Annotated in this window: 19 protein-coding genes; 16 read left to right on the plus strand and 3 right to left on the minus strand. The window is 62.7% G+C overall.

Translation table 11 applies throughout. The features are described 5' to 3' along the window. The 8 genes from Q7T10_RS11385 to Q7T10_RS11420 all read left to right on the plus strand — a co-directional run. Positions 1 to 949, plus strand: a 949-nt coding sequence (locus Q7T10_RS11385; protein ID WP_304748263.1) for an FtsK/SpoIIIE domain-containing protein, incomplete at its 5' end; no start/stop codon positions are given. 8 nt (positions 950 to 957) lie between these two features. Continuing rightward, positions 958 to 1,611, plus strand: a complete 654-nt coding sequence (lolA, locus tag Q7T10_RS11390) for an outer membrane lipoprotein chaperone LolA (RefSeq protein ID WP_304748265.1) — start codon at positions 958 to 960, stop codon at positions 1,609 to 1,611. A gap of 138 nt (positions 1,612 to 1,749) precedes the next feature. Further along, complete coding sequence (locus tag Q7T10_RS11395; RefSeq protein WP_304748267.1) at positions 1,750 to 2,229, plus strand: prepilin-type N-terminal cleavage/methylation domain-containing protein; 480 nt, start codon at positions 1,750 to 1,752, stop codon at positions 2,227 to 2,229. Between the two features lie 151 nt (positions 2,230 to 2,380). After that, the gene (locus Q7T10_RS11400; RefSeq protein WP_304748268.1) at positions 2,381 to 3,673 is read left to right on the plus strand and encodes a replication-associated recombination protein A; all 1,293 of its coding nucleotides are present in this window, start codon (positions 2,381 to 2,383) and stop codon (positions 3,671 to 3,673) included. 217 nt (positions 3,674 to 3,890) lie between these two features. Further along, positions 3,891 to 4,820 (plus strand): branched-chain amino acid ABC transporter permease, encoded by a 930-nt coding sequence (locus tag Q7T10_RS11405; RefSeq protein WP_304748269.1) that lies wholly within the window; start codon positions 3,891 to 3,893, stop codon positions 4,818 to 4,820. A 10-nt stretch (positions 4,821 to 4,830) separates the two neighbouring features. Beyond that, a complete protein-coding gene (locus tag Q7T10_RS11410) occupies positions 4,831 to 5,916 on the plus strand; it encodes a branched-chain amino acid ABC transporter permease (protein ID WP_304748270.1) in 1,086 nt (361 codons plus the stop codon). A gap of 17 nt (positions 5,917 to 5,933) precedes the next feature. Next, positions 5,934 to 6,704: an ABC transporter ATP-binding protein gene (locus Q7T10_RS11415; RefSeq protein WP_304748271.1), complete on the plus strand. Its 771-nt coding sequence runs from the start codon at positions 5,934 to 5,936 to the stop codon at positions 6,702 to 6,704. 1 nt (position 6,705) lies between these two features. Beyond that, complete coding sequence (locus tag Q7T10_RS11420) at positions 6,706 to 7,422, plus strand: ABC transporter ATP-binding protein (protein ID WP_304748274.1); 717 nt, start codon at positions 6,706 to 6,708, stop codon at positions 7,420 to 7,422. Positions 7,423 to 7,444: 22 nt separating this feature from the next. Here the strand turns inward: Q7T10_RS11420 and Q7T10_RS11425 are convergent, their stop codons facing one another. After that, a complete protein-coding gene (locus Q7T10_RS11425; RefSeq protein ID WP_304748276.1) occupies positions 7,445 to 8,356 on the minus strand; it encodes a LysR family transcriptional regulator in 912 nt (303 codons plus the stop codon). Positions 8,357 to 8,454: 98 nt separating this feature from the next. Here Q7T10_RS11425 and Q7T10_RS11430 point away from each other — a divergent pair, with 98 nt between their 5' ends. The 5 genes from Q7T10_RS11430 (at position 8,455) to Q7T10_RS11450 (ending at position 13,046) form a co-directional block, all read left to right on the plus strand. Further along, positions 8,455 to 9,543 (plus strand): tartrate dehydrogenase, encoded by a 1,089-nt coding sequence (locus Q7T10_RS11430; RefSeq protein ID WP_304748279.1) that lies wholly within the window; start codon positions 8,455 to 8,457, stop codon positions 9,541 to 9,543. A gap of 39 nt (positions 9,544 to 9,582) precedes the next feature. Further along, entirely contained in the window at positions 9,583 to 10,566 is a 984-nt protein-coding gene (locus tag Q7T10_RS11435) for a tripartite tricarboxylate transporter substrate binding protein (protein WP_304748282.1), read from the plus strand. Positions 10,567 to 10,678: 112 nt separating this feature from the next. Further along, on the plus strand, positions 10,679 to 11,986 hold the full coding sequence (locus Q7T10_RS11440) for a glycerate kinase (RefSeq protein ID WP_304748284.1): 1,308 nt from the start codon (positions 10,679 to 10,681) through the stop codon (positions 11,984 to 11,986). 68 nt (positions 11,987 to 12,054) lie between these two features. Continuing rightward, positions 12,055 to 12,678 (plus strand): Crp/Fnr family transcriptional regulator, encoded by a 624-nt coding sequence (locus Q7T10_RS11445; protein WP_304748286.1) that lies wholly within the window; start codon positions 12,055 to 12,057, stop codon positions 12,676 to 12,678. A 50-nt stretch (positions 12,679 to 12,728) separates the two neighbouring features. Then, entirely contained in the window at positions 12,729 to 13,046 is a 318-nt protein-coding gene (locus Q7T10_RS11450) for a DUF1840 domain-containing protein (RefSeq protein WP_304748288.1), read from the plus strand. Here the strand turns inward: Q7T10_RS11450 and xdhB are convergent. Together xdhB and xdhA are read right to left on the minus strand one after the other, a co-directional pair. Further along, on the minus strand, positions 12,971 to 15,397 hold the full coding sequence (gene xdhB, locus Q7T10_RS11455; protein WP_304748290.1) for a xanthine dehydrogenase molybdopterin binding subunit: 2,427 nt from the start codon (positions 15,395 to 15,397) through the stop codon (positions 12,971 to 12,973). The two genes, Q7T10_RS11450 and xdhB, sit on opposite strands and share 76 nt — an antisense overlap. Then, positions 15,394 to 16,872 carry a xanthine dehydrogenase small subunit gene (gene xdhA, locus Q7T10_RS11460; protein WP_304748291.1) on the minus strand — a complete coding sequence of 493 codons (1,479 nt, stop codon included), beginning with the start codon at positions 16,870 to 16,872 and terminating at the stop codon, positions 15,394 to 15,396. Before xdhA ends, xdhB begins: the two co-directional genes overlap by 4 nt. Before the next feature lie 228 nt (positions 16,873 to 17,100). Between xdhA and Q7T10_RS11465 the strand changes: the two genes are divergently transcribed. The 3 genes from Q7T10_RS11465 to Q7T10_RS11475 are packed head-to-tail and all read left to right on the plus strand — an operon-like array spanning position 17,101 to position 20,646. Then, positions 17,101 to 18,678 (plus strand): ABC transporter ATP-binding protein, encoded by a 1,578-nt coding sequence (locus tag Q7T10_RS11465; RefSeq protein WP_304748293.1) that lies wholly within the window; start codon positions 17,101 to 17,103, stop codon positions 18,676 to 18,678. After that, complete coding sequence (locus Q7T10_RS11470) at positions 18,665 to 19,726, plus strand: ABC transporter permease (RefSeq protein WP_304748295.1); 1,062 nt, start codon at positions 18,665 to 18,667, stop codon at positions 19,724 to 19,726. The genes Q7T10_RS11465 and Q7T10_RS11470 overlap by 14 nt, the downstream gene beginning before the upstream one ends. Continuing rightward, entirely contained in the window at positions 19,726 to 20,646 is a 921-nt protein-coding gene (locus tag Q7T10_RS11475; RefSeq protein WP_304748297.1) for an ABC transporter permease, read from the plus strand. Before Q7T10_RS11470 ends, Q7T10_RS11475 begins: the two co-directional genes overlap by 1 nt. Positions 20,647 to 20,675: the final 29 nt, after the last annotated feature.

Here is a 20,675-nt window from a genome sequence, read left to right on the forward strand (position 1 = left end):
GCGCGATGTGCGCCTGCTGCTGATCGACCCGAAGATGCTGGAGATGAGTGTCTACGAAGGCATTCCGCATCTGCTGGCCCCGGTGGTTACCGACATGCGCCAGGCCGCGCACGGCCTGACCTGGTGCGTGGCTGAAATGGAGCGCCGCTACAAGCTCATGAGCAAGATGGGCGTGCGCAACCTGGCCGGCTACAACGTCAAGATTGACGAGGCCAGGGCGCGCGGCGAATTCATCTCCAACCCGTTCAGCCTGACCCCCGAGGCGCCCGAGCCGCTGGACCGCTTGCCGCACATCGTGGTGGTGATTGACGAGCTGGCCGACTTGATGATGGTGGTGGGCAAGAAGATCGAGGAATTGATCGCCCGCCTGGCGCAGAAGGCGCGCGCTGCTGGCATCCACCTGATTCTGGCCACCCAGCGTCCCAGCGTGGACGTGATCACCGGCCTGATCAAGGCCAATATTCCTACGCGCATTGCGTTTCAGGTCAGCAGCAAGATCGACAGTCGCACCATTCTGGACCAGATGGGTGCCGAGGCCCTGCTGGGCATGGGCGACATGCTCTACATGCCCAGTGGCACCGGCCTGCCGATCCGGGTGCACGGCGCCTTTGTGAGCGACGAAGAAGTGCACCGGGTGGTGAGCTACCTGAAGTCGCAGGGTGAGCCCAACTACATTGAAGGCGTACTCGAAGGTGGCACCGATGACAGCGTGGGTGATTTGATGGGCGAGGGTGGCAGCGGCGGCGGTGAAAAAGACCCGTTGTACGACCAGGCGGTCGAGGTGGTCCTGAAAAACCGAAAGGCCAGCATCTCGCTGGTGCAGCGTCATCTCAAGATTGGCTACAACCGCGCTGCGCGGCTGGTCGAGGACATGGAAAACGCCGGTTTGGTGAGTTCCATGAGCAGCAGTGGCCAACGTGAAATTTTAGTGCCCGCACGGGCGGAGTGAACAGAACAATGAAACGTATTGCTATTATTTGCATAGCTGCCTTGGCAGGAATGGCGGGGGCTGGCGGCCTGGAAAGCCTTGAAGTTTTTGTGAAGACGGTGAAAACGGGGCGTGCCGACTTCACCCAGGTGGTGACCTCGCCCGTCAAGGAGGGGCAGGCGCCGCGCGCCAAAACATCGAGCGGCACGTTCGAGTTCTCCCGGCCCAATCGCTTCAAGTTCATCTACAACAAACCGTTCGAGCAAAGCATCGTGGCGGACGGACAGACCCTGTGGCTGTTCGATGCGGACCTGAATCAGGTGACGGCCCGCAAGCAGGCATCGACGCTGGGTTCAACCCCCGCGGCCCTGATTGCCGCTGCGCCCGATCTGCGCGCCTTGCAGGCTGACTTCGCGCTGGCGGATGCGCCCGACAAGGACGGGCTGCAATGGGTCGCGGCGACGCCCAAATCCAAGGACGGGCAATTGCAGACAGTTCGCGTCGGTTTCCGGGTCCGTGACCCGGCAACGAACCAGGCGGCCGGCCTGGCCGCGCTTGAAATTCTCGACAGTTTCGGGCAACGTTCCCTGTTGACCTTTAACCGGTTTGAAATCAATCCCGCCCTGCCGGGCAACAGCTTCCAGTTCAAGGCGCCGCCCGGGGCCGACATCATCCGGCAGTGAAGCAGGGCCTGTGACGACGGCGCCGGTACCGGGGTCGGCAAAAAAGTCACACCCACCGGCCTCATCGGTGAGATATCTGCACTTTGTTCGCGGGATACTGCAGAATCGGGCCAACTTCAACTTGCCATCTGACCATTCATGAAAAAACTGCAAAAAGGCTTCACCCTCATTGAGCTGGTGATTGTCATCTCCATCATCGGCATCCTGGCGGCCATAGCGCTGCCCAGATATATCGCAGTTCAGCGCGACGCGCGCGTGGCGAAGATGCAGAGCATGTTTGGCTCCATCCGGACGGCTGCCGCCTTGGCCAAGGCCCGCTGTGAACTGGATCTGGTGGCGGTTCCCGTGGGAACCTGCACGGCTACGGGCGGCACGGTCAACATGGACGGTACGATCGTCACCATGCTCAACCGTTATCCGACCGCCACGGCCGCCGGCATCCAGGCAGCGGCCAGCATTAATGGCCTGAACGATGGTCTGACGATTACCGCCGGTAACCCCATCACCTTTGATGCAACCGGTGCCACTACCGCCGCCAATTGCCGGGTCAGCTATCTCGCCGCCACCGCCACCGCCGCGCCGGTGATTACCCCATCCGTGACTTCCGCGGGCTGCTAGACAAGACGGCCCATTCGAAAAGCCACCCGCTTGCGGGTGGCTTTTTCGTTTCCGGCCCGGTTTTCGTCGCAGCATGTTCGCTGTTTCCGGCAACACCTAAAATTCGCGGGATGCAAAGCCCCGCCGTTGTGCCCAGCCCGCTGGACGCCTTATGACCCGTACTCCCCAAGCCCCGGATGCCCCCCTGGCCGAGCGGCTGCGTCCCAAGACATTGAGCGAAGTCATTGGCCAGCAGCACTTGTTGGGCGAGGGCATGGCGCTGCGCATCGCGTTCGAATCCGGGCAGCCGCACAGCTGCATCCTGTGGGGGCCGCCGGGTACCGGCAAAACCACCATTGCGCGCCTGATGGCCGACGCGTTTGATGCGCAGTTCATCACCATCAGTGCAGTGCTCGGGGGCGTGAAGGACATTCGCGAGGCGCTAGAAAAAGCGCAGGTGGCGCTGGGGCAGGGCCGGCGCACGATTGTGTTTGTCGACGAGGTGCATCGCTTCAACAAAAGCCAGCAGGATGCTTTTTTGCCGCACGTGGAGAGTGGCCTGTTCACCTTCATCGGCGCCACCACCGAGAACCCGTCGTTCGAAGTCAACTCGGCTTTGCTGTCGCGGGCCGCAGTCTATGTGCTGCAACCCCTGTCGCAGCAGGATCTTGAACAAATTGTGGTCCGGGCCCACGATATTGGTGCGATACCAGCTATTGAAAAGATAGCAGCTGACCGCTTGATCGCCTACGCCGATGGCGATGCGCGGCGCCTGCTGAACACGCTGGAAACCCTGGCCGTGGCCGCCACCCAGGAAAAGCTGGCCGAAATCACTGATGTGTGGCTGCTCAAGGTGCTGGGTGAACGCATGCGCCGCTATGACAAGGGCGGCGAGCAGTTCTATGACACGATTTCGGCCTTGCACAAATCGGTGCGTGGCTCCGATGCGGACGCCGCGCTGTACTGGTTTGTGCGCATGCTCGATGGCGGTGCCGACCCGCGCTACATGGCACGGCGCCTGATCCGCATGGCGAGTGAAGATATTGGCCTGGCCGACCCCCGCGCCCTGCGCCTGGCACTGGATGCGGCCGAGGTGTACGAGCGCCTGGGCACACCCGAGGGTGAACTGGCGCTGGCCGAGTGCGTGGTGTACCTGGCTGTCGCCCCGAAGTCGAATGCGGTTTACAAGGCCTTCAACGAGGCCAAGGCCTTTGTGAAAAAAGACGGTACGCGCCCCGTGCCCATGCACCTGCGCAATGCACCGACCAAGCTCATGAAGGAGCTGGACTATGGCAAGGGCTACCGCTACGCGCACGACGAAGAGGGTGGTTTTGCAGCGGGCGAGCGCTATTTGCCAAACGGCATGGCGGCGCCCGATTTCTACCGTCCGGTTGAACGCGGGCTGGAGATCAGGATCGCAGACAAGTTGCGTCAGCTGAAAAACCTGAACAATCAAGGCGGCTGATGATTGTTAAGAGTTGCTGATGCTTCTTCTACGCAAGGGTAAACCCCGTTCGGGAGGGCGCTGGCATCGGACACCCCTTCGCTACAATCGCGTCCACCAATCTGCCGGTATCGCTACGTTGGCAGGTTTTTTGCTACGGAACTGGTAGAGCTCACAAGGCCGCATCGCTCGTCAGCAATCCGCTGACTCATGCCCCGGCCAAAAATCGGAGAAGTTTATGGATACCTTCATACAGCAGATCATCAATGGTCTGGTGTTGGGCAGCATGTATGCCCTTGTGGCGCTGGGCTACACCATGGTGTACGGCATCATCGGCCTGATCAACTTCGCCCATGGTGAAGTGCTGATGGTCGGCGCGTTGACCAGCTGGACCATCATTGGCCTGATGCAGGACGCCATGCCGGGTACCCCGGGTTATGTGATTCTTTTCATCTCCCTGATCATTGCCTGCGTGGTGGCGGCCGCCCTCAATTTCGTGATCGAGAAGGTGGCCTATAGGCCCCTGCGCAATAGCCCCAAACTGGCACCGCTGATCACGGCCATCGGCATGTCCATCCTGCTGCAGACGCTGGCCATGATCATCTGGAAACCCAACTACAAACCGTATCCCACCTTGATGCCGCGTACGCCATTCGATATCGGTGGCGCGGTGATCACGCCGACACAGGTGCTGATTCTGGCCATGACCGCCGTGTCGCTGGCGATACTGATGTATGTGGTGAACTACACCAAGCTGGGGCGCGCCATGCGTGCCACGGCCGAAAACCCGCGAGTCGCGGCTCTGATGGGCGTCAAGCCCGACGTGGTGATTTCCGCCACCTTCCTGATTGGCGCCATCCTGGCCGCGATTGCCGGCGTGATGTGGGCGGCCAACTACGGCACGGTGCAGCACACCATGGGCTTTTTGCCGGGCCTGAAAGCTTTTACCGCGGCGGTGTTTGGCGGGATTGGCAACCTGGCTGGCGCGGTCGTGGGGGGCATTCTGCTCGGCCTGATTGAATCGCTGGGTGCGGGCTACATCGGCACCCTGACCGGTGGCGTGCTGGGCAGCCACTACTCCGATATTTTTGCGTTCATTGTCTTGATCATCGTACTCACACTGCGGCCCTCGGGTCTGCTGGGTGAGCGGGTGGCGGATCGCGCCTGAGGAGCCCATCGTGAAACAACAAAAGAAAATCATTCCATTCCTGTTGACGGCCGTTGCATTGCTGGTTCTGCCGGTGCTGCTGCAGGGTTTGGGCAATGCCTGGGTTCGTATTGCCGACATGGCCTTGCTCTATGTGTTGCTGGCCCTGGGCCTCAATATTGTGGTTGGCTACGCCGGCCTGCTGGATTTGGGTTACGTGGCCTTTTTTGCCATTGGTGCGTATATGTATGGCCTGCTCGCCTCGCCGCACCTGACCGAGGCATTTCCGGCGATTGCCGCCATGTTCCCGGACGGTTTGCACGCGCCGATCTGGATTGTGATTCCGGCGGCGGCGGCCATCGCGGGCGTGTTTGGTGTGCTGTTGGGCGCGCCCACCTTGCGTCTGCGGGGTGACTACCTGGCCATCGTCACCCTGGGTTTTGGCGAGATCATCCGTGTGTTCCTCAACAACCTGGATCATCCGGTCAACATCACCAACGGCCCCAAGGGCTTGAACCAGATTGACTCATTGAGCTTCTTCGGGCTCAACCTGGGCAAGAGTGTCAACATCGGCGGCTTCGAGCTGGCGTCGGTGTCGCTCTATTACTACCTGTTCCTGGCCTTGGTGGTGTTCAGCGTGGTGATCTGCCACCGGCTGGAGTTGTCGCGGGTAGGCCGTGCCTGGATGGCGATTCGTGAAGACGAAATCGCCGCCAAGGCCATGGGCATCAATACCCGCAACCTGAAGCTGCTGGCCTTTGGCATGGGCGCCACTTTTGGCGGCGTGTCGGGCGCCATGTTTGCTTCTTTCCAGGGCTTCATTTCGCCGGAGTCCTTCAGCCTGATGGAGTCGGTGATGATCGTCGCGATGGTCGTGCTGGGTGGCATCGGGCATCTGCCGGGCGTCATTCTGGGTGCCGTGCTGCTGTCCGCCTTGCCTGAAGTGTTGCGCTATGTCGCCGGGCCCCTGCAGTCCATGACCGATGGGCGGCTGGACGCGTCGATTTTGCGCCAGCTGCTGATAGCGCTGGCCATGATCAGCGTCATGTTGTCGCGTCCACGGGGCTTGTGGCCTTCGCCCGATCACGGCAAGTCGCTGCAGAACCCGAAAACCTGAACCTTGCTGGAACGAACATGACAGACACTGTACTCAACGTCGCCGGCGTTTCCAAGCGATTCGGTGGCCTGCAGGCCCTGAGCGATGTCGGCATCAAGATCAAGCGTGGCCAGGTCTATGGCCTGATCGGCCCCAATGGCGCCGGCAAAACCACCTTCTTCAATGTCCTCACCGGCCTGTACACACCGGACAGCGGCAGCTTCGAGCTGGCCGGCAAGACCTACCAGCCCACGGCGGTGCATGAAGTGGCCAAAGCCGGCATTGCGCGCACCTTCCAGAACATTCGCCTGTTTGCCGACATGACTGCGCTGGAAAACGTGATGGTGGGTCGCCATATCCGCACCCATTCAGGCCTGCTGGGCGCCATTTTTCGCACGCCGGGGTTCAAGAAGGAAGAAGCCGCCATCACCCAACGGGCGCACGAGTTGCTGGACTATGTGGGCATTGGCAAATTTGCCGACTACAAGGCCCGCACGCTGAGCTACGGCGATCAGCGCCGCCTGGAAATTGCCCGGGCCCTGGCGACCGATCCGCAGCTCATTGCGCTCGATGAACCCGCCGCCGGCATGAACGCCACCGAGAAGGTCATGCTGCGCGAACTGATCGACAAGATCCGCAATGACAACCGCACCATTCTGCTGATCGAGCACGATGTGAAGCTGGTGATGGGTTTGTGCGATCGCGTCACGGTGCTGGACTATGGCAAGCAGATTGCCGAGGGTACACCGGCCGACGTCCAGAAAAATGAAAAAGTAATCGAAGCCTATCTTGGCACCAGCGGGCACTGACATGACAAACATCCTTCTTAAAGTGACGGGTCTTAAAGTCGCGTACGGCGGCATCCAGGCCGTCAAAGGCGTTGACTTTGAAGTGCGCGAAGGCGAACTGGTGTCCCTGATCGGCTCCAATGGTGCCGGCAAAACCACCACCATGAAAGCCATAACCGGCACCTTGCCCATCAACGAGGGTGACATCGAGTACCTGGGCAAAAGCATTCGCGGCCAGGGGCCGTGGGATCTGGTGAAGCAGGGCCTGGCCATGGTGCCGGAAGGCCGCGGGGTCTTTACCCGCATGACCATTGTCGAGAACCTGCAGATGGGTGCCTATATCCGCAACGACAAGGCCGACATCCTGGCCGACATCGACAAGGTGTTCACCATCTTCCCGCGTCTCAAGGAGCGGCGTGACCAGCTGGCGGGCACCATGTCCGGCGGCGAGCAGCAAATGCTGGCCATGGGCCGCGCCCTGATGAGCCGCCCCAAAGTGCTGCTGCTCGACGAACCCTCCATGGGTTTGTCGCCCATCATGGTGGACAAGATCTTTGAGGTGGTGCGCGACGTTTATGCGCAGGGCGTGACGGTGCTGCTGGTGGAACAAAATGCCAGCCGTGCCCTGGGCATCGCCAATCGCGGCTATGTGATGGAGTCAGGCCTTGTCACCATGACGGGCGACGCCAAGGAAATGCTCAACGATCCCAAGGTGCGGGCCGCCTATCTGGGCGAGTAGTTTCTGACTGCCAGCTGGCAGATTAGCGGGGCACGGCGGTTGGAAACGCCTGCACCACGAATTCCACAAAGGCACGCACCCGCGCTGCCGTCTGCAGGCGCTGCGGGTACACGGCATGAATGTCGGCCGGCGGCGTCTGCCAATTCTCCAGAACCTGGCGCAGCCGGCCGCTGCGCAGGTATTTGGCAATATCCCATTCGGCACGCATCAGGATGCCATGGCCCGCGAGAGCCCAGTTAACGGCGATCTCGCCGTCGTTGGTGTTCAGGTTGCCGCGCACCTTGACGGTCTCGCTGCGCTTGCCTGAAGTCAGGCGCCAGATGCCGTAAGCCTCGTCGCCCTGGCGAATGCCGATGCAATTGTGCTGCGCAAGATCGTTGGGCACCTGGGGCGTCCCATGCCGGGCCAGATAGGCCGGCGCCGCACAGAGCAGACGCCGGTTGCCTGCGATGCGACGGGCGACAACGCGCGCGTCGGGCGGCTCGCCAAAGCGGATGCAGACATCAAAGGCGTCCTCGGTCAGAGGCGGCGGGTTCACGGTGAGTTGCAGTTGCACCTGCACGTCCGGATAGCGTTTGACAAAGTCGGAGATCAGCGGCGCAATGTTGCTGCGGCCAAAGCCCAAGGTCGCGTTGACGCGCAACAGGCCCTTGGGGGCCGCCACCGAACTCGACACCAGCTGCTCCATGTCGTCGATATCAGCGAGGATGCGGCGTGCCTGGGCCAGGTAGATTTCCCCCTCCGGTGTCAGGCCAATGCGTCGTGTGGTGCGATGGAGTAGCTGCACGCCAAGGCGCGCCTCCATCTGGGCCAGCCGCTTGCTGACCGCGGGGGTCGAGATGTCCAGCTCACGGCCGGCCGCCGAGAGGCTGCCGGCGCGTACCAGCAAGCTGAAGAAAGCCATCTCGGAAGGGGCGGAGGCGGGGGTCGTCATTGTTCAATCATAGTAAACAATGCTTTAACTTGTTCACCGCGCGTTAACTCTGGGCGGTAATAAAGTCCTTCTTCATTGCAACCCGTTGAGGAAATCCCATGAAGACCTACCAAATCGCCTGTATCCCGGGCGACGGCATTGGCAAAGAGGTGGTGCCAGCCGGCCAGACTGTGCTGGAGACGCTGGCCGCCTCCAGCAGCGCATTCAGGTTCGAGTTCGAGAACTTCGGCTGGGGTGGCGACTGGTTCCGCGCCCATGGCGAGATGATGCCGCAGGACGGCCTGGATGCCTTGCGCCACAAGGACGCGATTCTGTTCGGCTCGGCCGGCGACCCGCACATTCCCGACCACATCACGCTCTGGGGCCTGCGCCTCAAAATCTGCCAGGGCTTTGACCAATATGCCAACGTGCGCCCGACGCGCATCCTGCCCGGCATCGACGGGCCGCTCAAGCGCTGCAAACCGGAAGACCTGAACTGGGTCATCGTGCGTGAAAACTCCGAGGGAGAGTATTCCGGCGTTGGCGGCAGGGTTCACCAGGGCCACCCGATCGAGGCGGCGACCGACGTGTCGATGATGACCCGCGCCGGCGTCGAACGCATCATGCGTTATGCCTTCAGATTAGCCCAGTCCCGCCCGCGCAAGCTGCTGACGGTGGTGACCAAGTCCAATGCACAGCGCCACGCCATGGTGATGTGGGACGAAATCGCGGTGCAGATTTCGAAAGAGTATCCCGACGTCACCTGGGACAAGGAGCTGGTGGACGCCGCCACCGCGCGCATGGTCAATCGTCCGGCGACGCTGGACACCCTGGTGGCCACCAACCTGCACGCCGACATCCTGAGCGACCTGGCCGCCGCGCTGGCCGGCAGCCTGGGCATTGCACCCACCGGCAACATCGACCCCGAGCGCCGCTACCCTTCCATGTTCGAGCCGATCCATGGCTCGGCCTTCGACATCATGGGCAAGGGCCTGGCCAACCCGGTGGGCACCTTCTGGAGCTGCGTGATGCTGCTGGAACATCTGGGTGAAGCCGCGGCAGCAGCCACGCTGATGCAGGCCATCGAACAAGTGACCGCCAACCCGGCGCTGCACACACGCGACCTGGGCGGCAGCGCGACCACGGTCGAGGTGACACAGGCCGTGTGCGACTGCATCCGTGGCAAGCCGGGCCGGCAAACCGCCTGACTCCTTTTCTTGAATCCAACAACTCTGAGGAGACACCCCATGACCCATAAGACTGTGACCGTTTCAACCGTATTGCAGGCAGCCGCCCTGGCCGTGACGCTGGCAAGTTCCAGCGCCATGGCGCAAGCCTGGCCGAGCAAATCCATCAGCCTGATCGTGCCATTTCCGGCCGGTGGCACCACCGATGTGCTGGCACGCGCCGTCGGCCTGGAACTGTCCAAAAGCCTGGGGCAACCGGTGATTGTGGAAAGCAAACCGGGCGCGGGTTCCACACTGGGTGCCGACTACGTGGCAAAAGCCAAGCCCGATGGCTACACGCTGCTGATGGGCGCGGTGCACCACACCATTGCCACCAGCGTGTACAAGAAGCTGGCCTATGACTTCCAGAAAGACTTCGCGCCGGTCACGACCGTGGCCCTGGTGCCCAACGTGCTGGTGGTCAACCCGGCCGTGCCAGCGAAGAATGTCAAGGAACTGCTGGCACTGGCCAAGGCGGAACCTGGCAAGCTGACCTATGGCTCCAACGGTAACGGCACCGGCCAGCACCTGATTGGCGCGCAGTTTGAAGGCATGGGCGGCGTGCAGTTGCTGCACGTGCCCTACAAGGGCAGCGGCCCGTTGACCACCGACTTGCTGGGCGGGCAGATCACCATGTCGTTCGACACCATCACACCGGTGCTGCCGCACATCAAGGCCGGCAAGCTGCGGGCCCTGGCCGTGACGACCGCCACGCGCTCAAAGGCCCTGCCTGAGGTGCCCACCCTTGATGAGTCCGGTCTCAAGGGCTTCAATCTGGGTACCTGGTTTGGCGTGCTGGCGCCCGCCGCCACGCCGCGCGATGTCGTGACCCGGCTCAATACCGAAATCGTCAAGATCATCAACTCCCCGGAGTTCAAAAAGAAGATGGACGACATCGGGGCCGAGCCAATCGGCAACACGCCCGAGCAGATGGCGAGACAAATCAAGGACGATACCGAGCGCTTTGCCAAGCTGGTGAAGGAGGCCAGGGTAAGCATCGAATAAGCGCGCAAAGCCATGGCGTCCGGTGCGCAGTGAGGGGACAAGGCTGGGGCAACACATAATTGGCCTTGAGGCCTTCGTGACACCCCCAATCCTTCCTCATCCAGTTCCCGCCATGAACCCCACCACCGATCCGCGCAAGTTTCTTGAACACCTGTACGCCGTAGCGGTGCGGCGAGCGCTGCCGCTGCACAATACGGCCGCGTACCTTCCCGCACCGCCGAAAGGCCGGACCCTGGTGCTGGGTGCCGGCAAGGCCGCTGGCGCCATGGCGCAGGCGGTGGAGGCCTTCTGGCCTGAAGATGCGCCGCTGCAGGGACTGGTGGTGACGCGTTACCAGCACATTCCACCGCGCCCACCGGGCTTGACGCAGCGCATTGAAGTGGTCGAGGCCGCGCACCCGGTGCCCGATGCGGCGGGCCTGGCAGCCGCCGAGCGCATGCTGGGTCTCGCGCAAGGGCTGGGACCAGACGATCTGGTGCTGTGCCTGATATCGGGCGGCGGCTCGGCCCTGCTGACCCTGCCGGCGCAAGGTCTGACACTGGCCGACAAGCAGCGTATCAACAAGGATTTACTCCGTAGCGGCGCCAATATTGCCGAGATGAACTGCGTGCGCAAGCACCTCTCGCGCATCAAGGGCGGACGCCTGGCCGAGGCCTGCGCACCTGCGCGGGTCGTGACGCTGGCCATCAGCGATGTGCCGGGGGATGACCCCTCCATCATTGCCAGCGGGCCGACTGTCGCCGACGCCACCACCTGTGCCGACGCGCTATCAATTTTGAATCGTTACAACATTGATATACCAGGGCCAGTGGCCGATTTGCTTCTAAGTGGCGCGCTGGAAACGCCCAAGCCTGGCGATCCTGCTTTGGCGAACACGCATGTTCACCTGATTGCCACGCCCCAGCAGTCGCTGGAGGCGGCGGCTGACGCCGCCCGCGCGCTGGGTCTGGCGGCTTATATCCTGAGTGATGAGATGGAAGGCGAGTCCCGCGAAGTGGGCAAAGTGCACGCGGCGCTGGCGCGTGCCGTGGCCGTCAAGGGCCAGCCGTTTCAACGGCCTTGCGTCATCCTCAGTGGTGGCGAAACCACCGTGACCGTGCGCGCCACGGCGGCGGGCGCGCCGGGTGGTCGCGGCGGGCGCGCTGGCGAATTCTGTCTGGGGCTGGCCCAGGCCCTGCAGGGTCAGGCCCGGGTATACGCCCTGGCGGCGGATACCGACGGCATCGACGGTGTGGAAGACAACGCCGGCGCCTGGGTGGAACCCGCCACGCTGAGTCGGGCACTGCTCAAAGGCATGAAAATCGACGATTACCTGGACCGCAACGATGCCTATGGCTATTTTTCGGGTTTGGGCGATCTGGTCAGCACCGGGCCAACGTTCACCAACGTCAATGATTTCCGCGCCGTGCTGGTTTTGTGAGCGTTTTCCTTGCAATTGTTTGATTTCGCTCAAGATCAAGGGGCGATGAGCGCGGCAAAGTCGGGTCCATGTTATCTGCTGAAACCATTGCCCCTCCCGCTGAGCGACAAGTCGCCGCCCGGGGTGAACTTTTGTTCAAACGTGCTGTCGCCTCACCATGGGTCAGCTATCTGGAGTCGGGCCGTGTGGCCCTGGGTGTGATGGAAGGCAATGCCATGGAACACCAGCTCGGGGTGGTGGAAGGGCCCTGCTGGCTGGACGCGACGTCTGCCGTGTTGAACCTGCCCAACCCCGTGGATGCCATTGCAGAGACTGAAGTCACCTTGCGTCGCGTGCCGGTGGCCGAGTTCCGCCGTTCGCTCTCGGCCATGGCTGCGCCGGCCCAGGCGGTGCTGCACGATGTGGCGATGGCGCACAGGCAACAAACCGAGCTGGCTGTCAGCCGGTTGGCCAAGGATGCGGAGGCCCGCTGCGCCGAGTGGCTGCTGCGCAATGCACAGACCGGTGACAAGGGCGTGATGGCCGTGCTGTTGCAGCAGCGCAAACGATCCATTGCAGCGCAGTTGGGTATTGCGCCCGAGACGCTGTCGCGTGTGCTGCGGCACCTGCGTGAGCGCAGCCTGATCAGTGGCTCCGGGCGAATCCTGAATCTGGTGGACCCGGGCGGGTTGAGGTCGCTGGCGGGGGTTTGAGCTGACTTGCGCAGCAAGCACATCCTGCCTTAAGGAGTACGAGTTCAATCATGCTGTACAAGTTCAAATCCCAAGCCTGCGCTGACGTCATCATGCTTGCGATGAACGGCGATCAGATGCTCGCCATCATTGGCAAGTCCCCGGCGCCACAGGGGATCATTACGGTGGCGCAAATCCCTGCCGCGATTGCCGCGCTCGAAGCGGCCATCGTGGTTCACGAAGCTGCGCAATCCCGCCGCGACGCGCACCTTCCACTCGAAGAAGACGTTGAAGGCGACAGCGTCATGTTGCGTCAGCGGGCAGCCTCATTCATCGATTTATTGAGGTGCAGCGCCGAGGCTGGCAAGGATGTGGTCTGGGGCGTGTAAGTCAACGCCATCAAGACATTCTCCGCGGTGGCTGGCGCCGTCAGGCGCACGGGTTGGTCATCGCCGCGTGCCTGTGCCACGGCGTCTCTTAACGCCTCGTACACGCTGATGGCCAGCATGAACGGCGGCTCACCGACGGCCTTGCTGCCGAACACGTTGTCTTCCCGGTTGGGTTCCGTCCAGAGATCAATCTGGAAATGCTCAGGCACATCGCCTGCGGTGGGAATTTTGTAGGTGCTGGGGGCGTGGGTGCTCAGCTGGCCTTTGTCGTCCCACACCAGCTGCTCGGTGGTCAGCCAGCCCATGCCCTGCACAAAGCCGCCTTCGATCTGCCCGATGTCGATGGCCGGGTTGATGGAGCGGCCGACGTCGTGCAGGATGTCAACTCTCAAGACGCGGTTCTCGCCGGTCAGGGTGTCAATCGCCACTTCGGTGCAGGCGGCACCGTAGGCAAAGTAGTAGAACGGCCGACCACTCAAAGTGGTCTTGTCGTAGTGGATTTTCGGTGTGCGGTAGAAGCCGTCACTCCAGAGCTGGATGCGGTTGGCGTAGGCCAGTTTCACCACCTCGTCAAAGCTGCGGGTCGCGCTGGGGGAGTGCACCCGGCCCCCTTCAAAGCGGATCGCGCCGGCGCCGCAGCCGTCCAGCCCGCCCACAAAGGCACTCAGGTTGTCGCGCACATGGCGGGCGGCAAACTGGGCGGCGCGGCCGTTCAGGTCGGTGCCGGCCGAGGCGGCGGTGGCCGAGGCGTTGGGGATTTTGCTGGTGTCGCTGGCGGTGGCCAGCACGCGCTCAAACGGCACGCCCAGCTCGTCGGCCACGATCTGCGCCACCTTGGTGTTCAGGCCCTGGCCCATTTCGGTGCCGCCGTGGTTCACCTGGACGCTGCCATCCAGATAGACATGCACCAATGCCCCGGCCTGGTTGAACAGTGTGGCGGTGAAGGAAATGCCGAATTTGACGGGCGTGATGGCGAGGCCGCGTTTGATCACCGGTTGGGATGCGTTCCATAAGAAAATAGCCTCCCGCCTACGCCGATACTGCGCAGACTGCTCCAGTTTTGATAGCAAGGGTTGCAGGATGTTGTCTTCGACGCGCATGCCGTAGTGGGTAACATCGCGACGCCTTTCCGGCGTGGTTGCGGTCCCCGGCGCGACGATTTCGTCGCCATACAGGTTGCGCACGCGCACATCCAGCGGGTCCAGCCCCAGATTGCGCGCAATGTCACCCAGGATGGACTCGATGACGATCACCCCCTGGGGTCCGCCAAAGCCGCGAAACGCCGTGTGGCTCTGGGTGTTGAGCTTGCAGCGGTAGGACGCAATTTCCACGTCCTCGAGAAAGTACGCGTTGTCGGCGTGGAAGACGGCGCGGTCGGCCACCGGGCCGGACAGGTCGGCGCTGAAGCCGCAGTTGGCGGCCATCATGAGCTTCAGGCCACTCAGGCGTCCCGTGTCGTCAAAACCCGCTGTGTACTCGTAGGCAAACGGGTGGCGTTTGCCGGTGATCATGAAGTCATCGTCGCGGTCCAGACGCAGCTTGATGGGGCGTTTGAGTTTGTTGGCCGCAATCGCTGCCCACACCGCCAGATGCCCGGCCTGCGTCTCCTTGCCGCCAAAGCCGCCGCCCATGCGGCGGCATTCCACCCGCACGGCATGGTTGTCCAGCCCCAGGGCGTGCGCCACCCAATGCTGCACCTCGCCGGGGTGCTGCGTACTGGAATACACCGCCCACTGGTTCTGTTCCTGCGGCAGCACGTAGGCAATCTGGCCTTCCAGATAGAAGTGTTCCTGGCCCCCCACCTCCAGCGTGCCGCTCAGGGCATGCGCAGCGCGGGACAAGGCCTGTGCCGCGTCACCGCGCCTGACAAAAACCGGCGGCAGCACATAGCTTTGCGCTGCCAGCGCGTCCTTGATGCTCAGAATGGCGGGCAGGGCTTCGATGTCGAGTTTGACCTTGCGCGCGGCATGGCGGGCCTGCATTACGCTGTCGGCCACCACGAGGCCGACCACCTGCCCAACATGTTGCACCGTGTCGATGGCGAAGATGGGTTCGTCGCCGGCAAAGGCCGCCAGCATGGGGTTGCCGGGAACGTCCCGGGCCAGGACCACGTCCCGCACGCCCGGCATGGCCAGTGCGGCGCTGGCGTCCACACCGCGCAGTCTGCCGTGGGCTTGGGTTGAGACGATGGGGGCGGCGTACAGCGTGCCGCGCACTTCGGGCATGTCGTCCACGTAGGTCGCGGCGCCTGCCACTTGGGCCACTGCGCTTTCGTGGGGCTGGGACCTGCCGCTGGCCGGCAGGCTCAAGTGACCGCTTGGGAGCGCTTCGGGTTGACGGGTGTCGTTCATGCGGGGTCTCCTTCCAGCGTGAAGGATTCCAGGTTGATGCTCTGCTGGCCCTGGCTCTCCAGCCAGAAGCGCTGCAGCAGATTGCCCAGCACCTGCACGCGGTAGGTGCTTGATGCCCGCATGTCCGAGATCGGCGCGAACTCGTCGCGCAATGTGAGCATCGCTTTCTGCACGGTGTTCAGGTTCCAGGGCTGGCCGGTCAGTGCCGCTTCCGTTTTCGCTGCCCGCACCGGCGTGGCGGCCACGCCGCCGACGCCGATCGACGCCTGCGCTACCTGGCCTTCTGTCAGACGCAGGCTCAACGCCAGGCAAACGGCGGAAATGTCGTCCTCAAACCGTTTGGATATTTTGTAGACCCGGCACAGTTCATCGGGCGTCGCCTTGGGCACCTTGATCCACGCCAGCACTTCGTCCGCGGCCATCACGTTTTTGCGGTACCCGGTGTACAGCTGCTCCAAGGGCAGTTCCCGGCTGCTCATTCGTCCATTTCTCTCGCTCATCAAGACCACGTTGGCGCCCAGCGCAATCAGCAGCGGCATCGAATCCCCAATCGGCGAGCCGTTGGCCACATTGCCGCCCAGCGTGCCCGAGTTGCGCACCGGCAGGCCGGCAAAGCGGGTGGCAAACGTGTGCAGCTGCGGACGGTCGGCCACCAGTGCGGCAAAGGCGTCGGTCAGCGTGACGGCGGCGCCAATGGCGATGTGGTGCGGGTAGTCCTCAATGCGCCGCAGCTCCTGGACACGGGTCACGTCCAGCACCTTGTCAAACGGCAGGTGCAGCTTGTTGATCCATAGCCCGACATCCGTGCAGCCGGCCACGATCTGGGCATTGGGGTGCGCGGCGCGGGCGGCCAGCAGGTCGGGCAGGGTGTGCGGAGAAATATATGAGAAATTGGCCTCTAGCCCCCGTCCAGTATGCGTAAGCAGCTCTAATTGTTGTAGCAAACCGGCTTCGTCGACGCGCACGGGCGGCAATTCGGCCATACGTTGGGCGGCGTCCAGAATCGGCCGGTAACCGGTGCAGCGGCACAGATTGCCCGAAAGTTCTTCCCTGGCGAGTTCGCGACTGACCGGTGCGTCGTGGCAGACGTGGTTCTGGTACATGCCAAACAGGCTCATGACAAAGCCGGGCGTGCAAAAACCGCATTGGCTGCCATGGCACTGCACCATGGCTTGCTGGGCCGGGTGCAGCGTGCCGTCTTCCGCGGCCAGGTCTTCTACGGTCCATAGCGCCATGCCGCTGACTGAATGCGCCAGGCGGATGCAGCTGTTGACGGCGCTGTACTTGATGTGATCGCCCTGCGCCTCGCCCAGCACCACGGTGCAGGCGCCGCAGTCGCCCTCATTGCAGCCCTCTTTGGTGCCAGTGCAGTTCAGATCCTCCCGCAGCACCTGCAGCAGCGTGCGGGTGGGTGCTACATTGCGCAACGAGACAATTTCGCCACGCCGTACAAATTGAATGGTTTGGGTGTTCATGGTCGGGTCCTTCATCGCCAGCGTAATTCAAAATCAGGGCAAAACACCAGCGCAAGGGCATTCAGTTGGGCTAGCATATGACATCGTTGCCGCCGAAGGTACGCAAGGTTTGCGCCAACGGATGACACGCCGTCACGATCACCGTCCTGCTGGCATCAAGTTGGCATTAACTTTGCATGTTCGTAGCCCGAGTCCATACCAAGTCGAAATAATGAAATCGCCCGCCGCATGACAACCCCCCGACTTCATCTTGCGGGCATCACCAAAAGCTATCCCGGCGTGGTCGCCAACAGCGATGTGTCCCTCACCGTCATGCCGGGCGAGACCCATGCGGTGCTGGGCGAAAACGGCGCCGGCAAGTCCACGCTGATGAAGATCATCTACGGTTCGGTCAAGCCGGATGCCGGCACGGTCATGTTCAATGGCCAGCCGGTGCACATCCGCAATCCGCAAGAGGCGCGTGCGCTGGGCATCAGCATGGTGTTCCAGCATTTCAGCCTGTTTGACACCATCACGGTGGCCGAGAACGTCTGGCTGGGGCTGAGCAAGCGCCTGAGCCTGGTTGAAGTCACGCACAGCATCACCGCCAAGGCGTCGGAGTACGGGCTGGACATCGATCCCGGCCGGCCGGTGCATACCTTGAGCGTGGGTGAAATGCAGCGCGTTGAAATCATCCGTGCCCTGCTGACCAACCCGCAGTTGCTGATTCTGGACGAGCCCACCTCGGTGCTCACGCCGCAGGCGGTGGAGAAGCTGTTTGTGGTGCTGAAGAAGCTGGCCAGCGAAGGCTGCAGCATTTTGTACATCAGCCACAAACTGCATGAGATCCGTGAACTGTGCAACGCCTGCACCGTGCTGCGCGGGGGCAAGGTCACCGGCGTGTGCAACCCGGCACAGGAGACCAATGCCTCGCTCTCCAGCATGATGATCGGCGCCGAGCCGCCCCAGTTGACCCATCGCGCGCTCAAGGCCGGTGCGCCGGTACTGCGGGTACAGAGCCTCACGCTCGCCCGGGAAGACCAGTTTGGCGTGGACCTGGAGGGCGTCTCGCTGGAAGTGCGGGCGGGCGAGGTGGTGGGCATTGCCGGGGTTTCCGGCAACGGCCAGAAAGAATTGCTCTACGCCCTGTCGGGCGAAGATGTGCGCGCCAGCCCCGGGTCGATTCGCATTGGCGAGGCGGATGCGTCGTGCCTGCATCCCGGCGGGCGGCGCAAGCTGGGGCTGCATTTTGTGCCGGAAGAGCGCCTGGGCCGCGGTGCCGTGCCGACGCTGGGGCTGGCCCACAACCTGCTGCTGACGCGCCAGGAATCCATTTCCCACCCGCGTTTTGGCGGCGGCTGGATCAGGGTCGGCCACCTGGAGGCGCAGGCCGCTGACATCATCCGGCGCTTCAACGTGAAAGCCGGCGGCCCGCGCTCGGTGGCGCGTTCGCTCTCGGGTGGCAACCTGCAGAAATTTATTGTGGGCCGCGAGATTGACGCCAAGCCCAGGCTGTTCATCGTGTCGCAACCGACCTGGGGCGTGGATGTCGGTGCGGCGGCACAGATTCGCGGTGAAATTCTGGCCCTGCGCGATGCGGGTTGCGCCGTGCTGGTGGTCAGCGAAGAACTTGATGAACTGTTTGAGCTGAGCGACCGCCTGCATGTGATTGCCCGCGGCCGGCTTTCGCCGTCGGTCCCGATAGCGCAGGCCACCGTGGAGCGCATTGGCGAATGGATGAGCGGCTTGTGGCATGAGGCCGTGCAGACCCATCTGGGCGAGATGGGCGACGCACAGCCGAGCGGAGGTCACCATGCTCAAGCTTGAAGCGCGCCCCCAGCCGTCCAGTGCCTGGAGCTACGGCTCGCCGCTGCTGGCCCTGGCCATCACGGTCATCATTGGCGCCATCATGTTCACGGTGCTGGGCAAAGACCCGCTCAAGGGGCTGGAGATGTTTTTCTGGCAGCCGATCCGCAACTCGTATGCCCTGGGTGAGCTGCTGGTCAAGGCCACGCCGCTGCTGATCATTGCGCTGGGGCTGGCCGTGTGCTTTCGCTCCAATGTGTGGAATATCGGTGCCGAGGGCCAGTACGTCATTGGCGCCATTTTTGCCGGCGGTGTGGCCCTGATGGCCGACCAGACCACCGGCCGCTGGATTGTGTTGCCCATCGTGCTGGCGGGAATGCTGGGAGGTATGCTGTGGGCGGCCATCACAGCGCTGTTGCGCGACCGCTTCAACGCCAACGAGATTCTGGTCAGCCTGATGCTGGTCTATGTCGCGGTGCAGGTGCTGAGCTACATGGTGGGGGGGCCGTGGAAAGATCCGCAAGGCTTCAATTTTCCGCAAACCAAAACGTTTGAGGCGGCGACCCGCATTCCACGCCTGTTCGATGGCTCGCGGGTGAATATTGGTGTCGTGCTGGCACTGGCCGGTGTGGCGGGCCTGTGGATATTCCTGTTTCGCACACGGGCCGGCTTTGCGCAGCAGGTGGGCGGGCTGGCGCCTGCTGCGGCGCGCTACGCCGGGTTTTCTTCGCGCAGGGCGCTGTGGACGGCGCTGCTGATTTCGGGCGGCGCGGCCGGTCTGGCGGGCGCACTGGAGGTGGCCGGCCCGATTGGTCAGCTTACGCCGTACGTGCCGGCCGGCTACGGCTTTGCCGCCATCATCGTGGCCTTTGTCGGACGCCTGCATCCCGTGGGCATGGTGTTCTCGGCCATTCTGATGAGCATGTTCTACATCGGCGGCGAACTGGCCCAGTCGCGCCTGGGCCTGACCAAATCGCTCACAGGCGTGTTTCAGGGTCTGCTGCTGTTCAGCCTGCTGGCCTGCGACACGCTGGTCAACTACAGACTCACATTGAAGGGGCGCAAGTAATGGATTCCTATGCTCTGCTGCTGGCCGCCACGCTGAACGCGGGCACGGTGCTGGCCCTGGCATCGCTGGGCCTGCTGAACAACGAAAAGGTGGGCGTCGTCAACCTCGGGGCCGAAGGCATGATGCTGTGCGCCGCCATCGCCGGTTTTGCCACCGTGGTCCACACCGGCAACGACTGGCTGGGTTTTGCCGCCGGCATGGCAGCGGGTGCGGCACTGGCGGCCATCTTTGGCGTGCTGGTGATCTGGCTCAACACCAACCAATATGCCACGGGACTGGCACTCACCTTGTTTGGCACCGGCTTTTCGGCATTTGTCGGCACGGGCTACGTGCAAGCCAAGATACCGGAGCGCGCCAGCTTCGCCATCCCCGGCCTGTCGGATATTCCGTGGGTGGGCCCGGCCCTGTTTCGCCACCATCCCATGGTGTACCTGACCGTCGCCTTTGCACTGGCGCTGATCTGGTTTCTCTACCGCACGCGCAGCGGTCTGGTGTTGCGCAGCGTGGGCGAAAACCCTGAATCGGCACACGCGCTGGGCTATCCGGTGCGCCGTATCCGGTTGCTCGCAGTTGTTGCCGGAGGTGCCCTGTGCGGCCTGGCGGGTGCCTACATGTCGATCATCTACACCCCGTTATGGGTGGAAGGCATGGTGGCGGGCAAAGGCTGGATCGCCCTGGCGCTGACGACGTTTGCCACCTGGCGTCCGGCCCGTGTCTTGTTGGGGGCCTATCTGTTTGGCGGCGTGACCATGCTGCAGTTCCACCTGCAGGGCATCGGGGTGGAACTGCCCAGCCAGTTCCTGACCATGCTGCCTTACGTGGCGACCATCGTGGTGCTGGCGCTTATCTCGCGCAATCCACAGTGGATCCGCATCAACATGCCGACCTCGATTGGCAAGCCTTTCCACCCTGGCTCCTGATTTTTCCCGGTTCATAATTGAACTTTTCT

The organism is Rhodoferax sp. (assembly GCF_030646845.1).
Taxonomy (GTDB): Bacteria; Pseudomonadota; Gammaproteobacteria; order Burkholderiales; family Burkholderiaceae_C; genus Rhodoferax.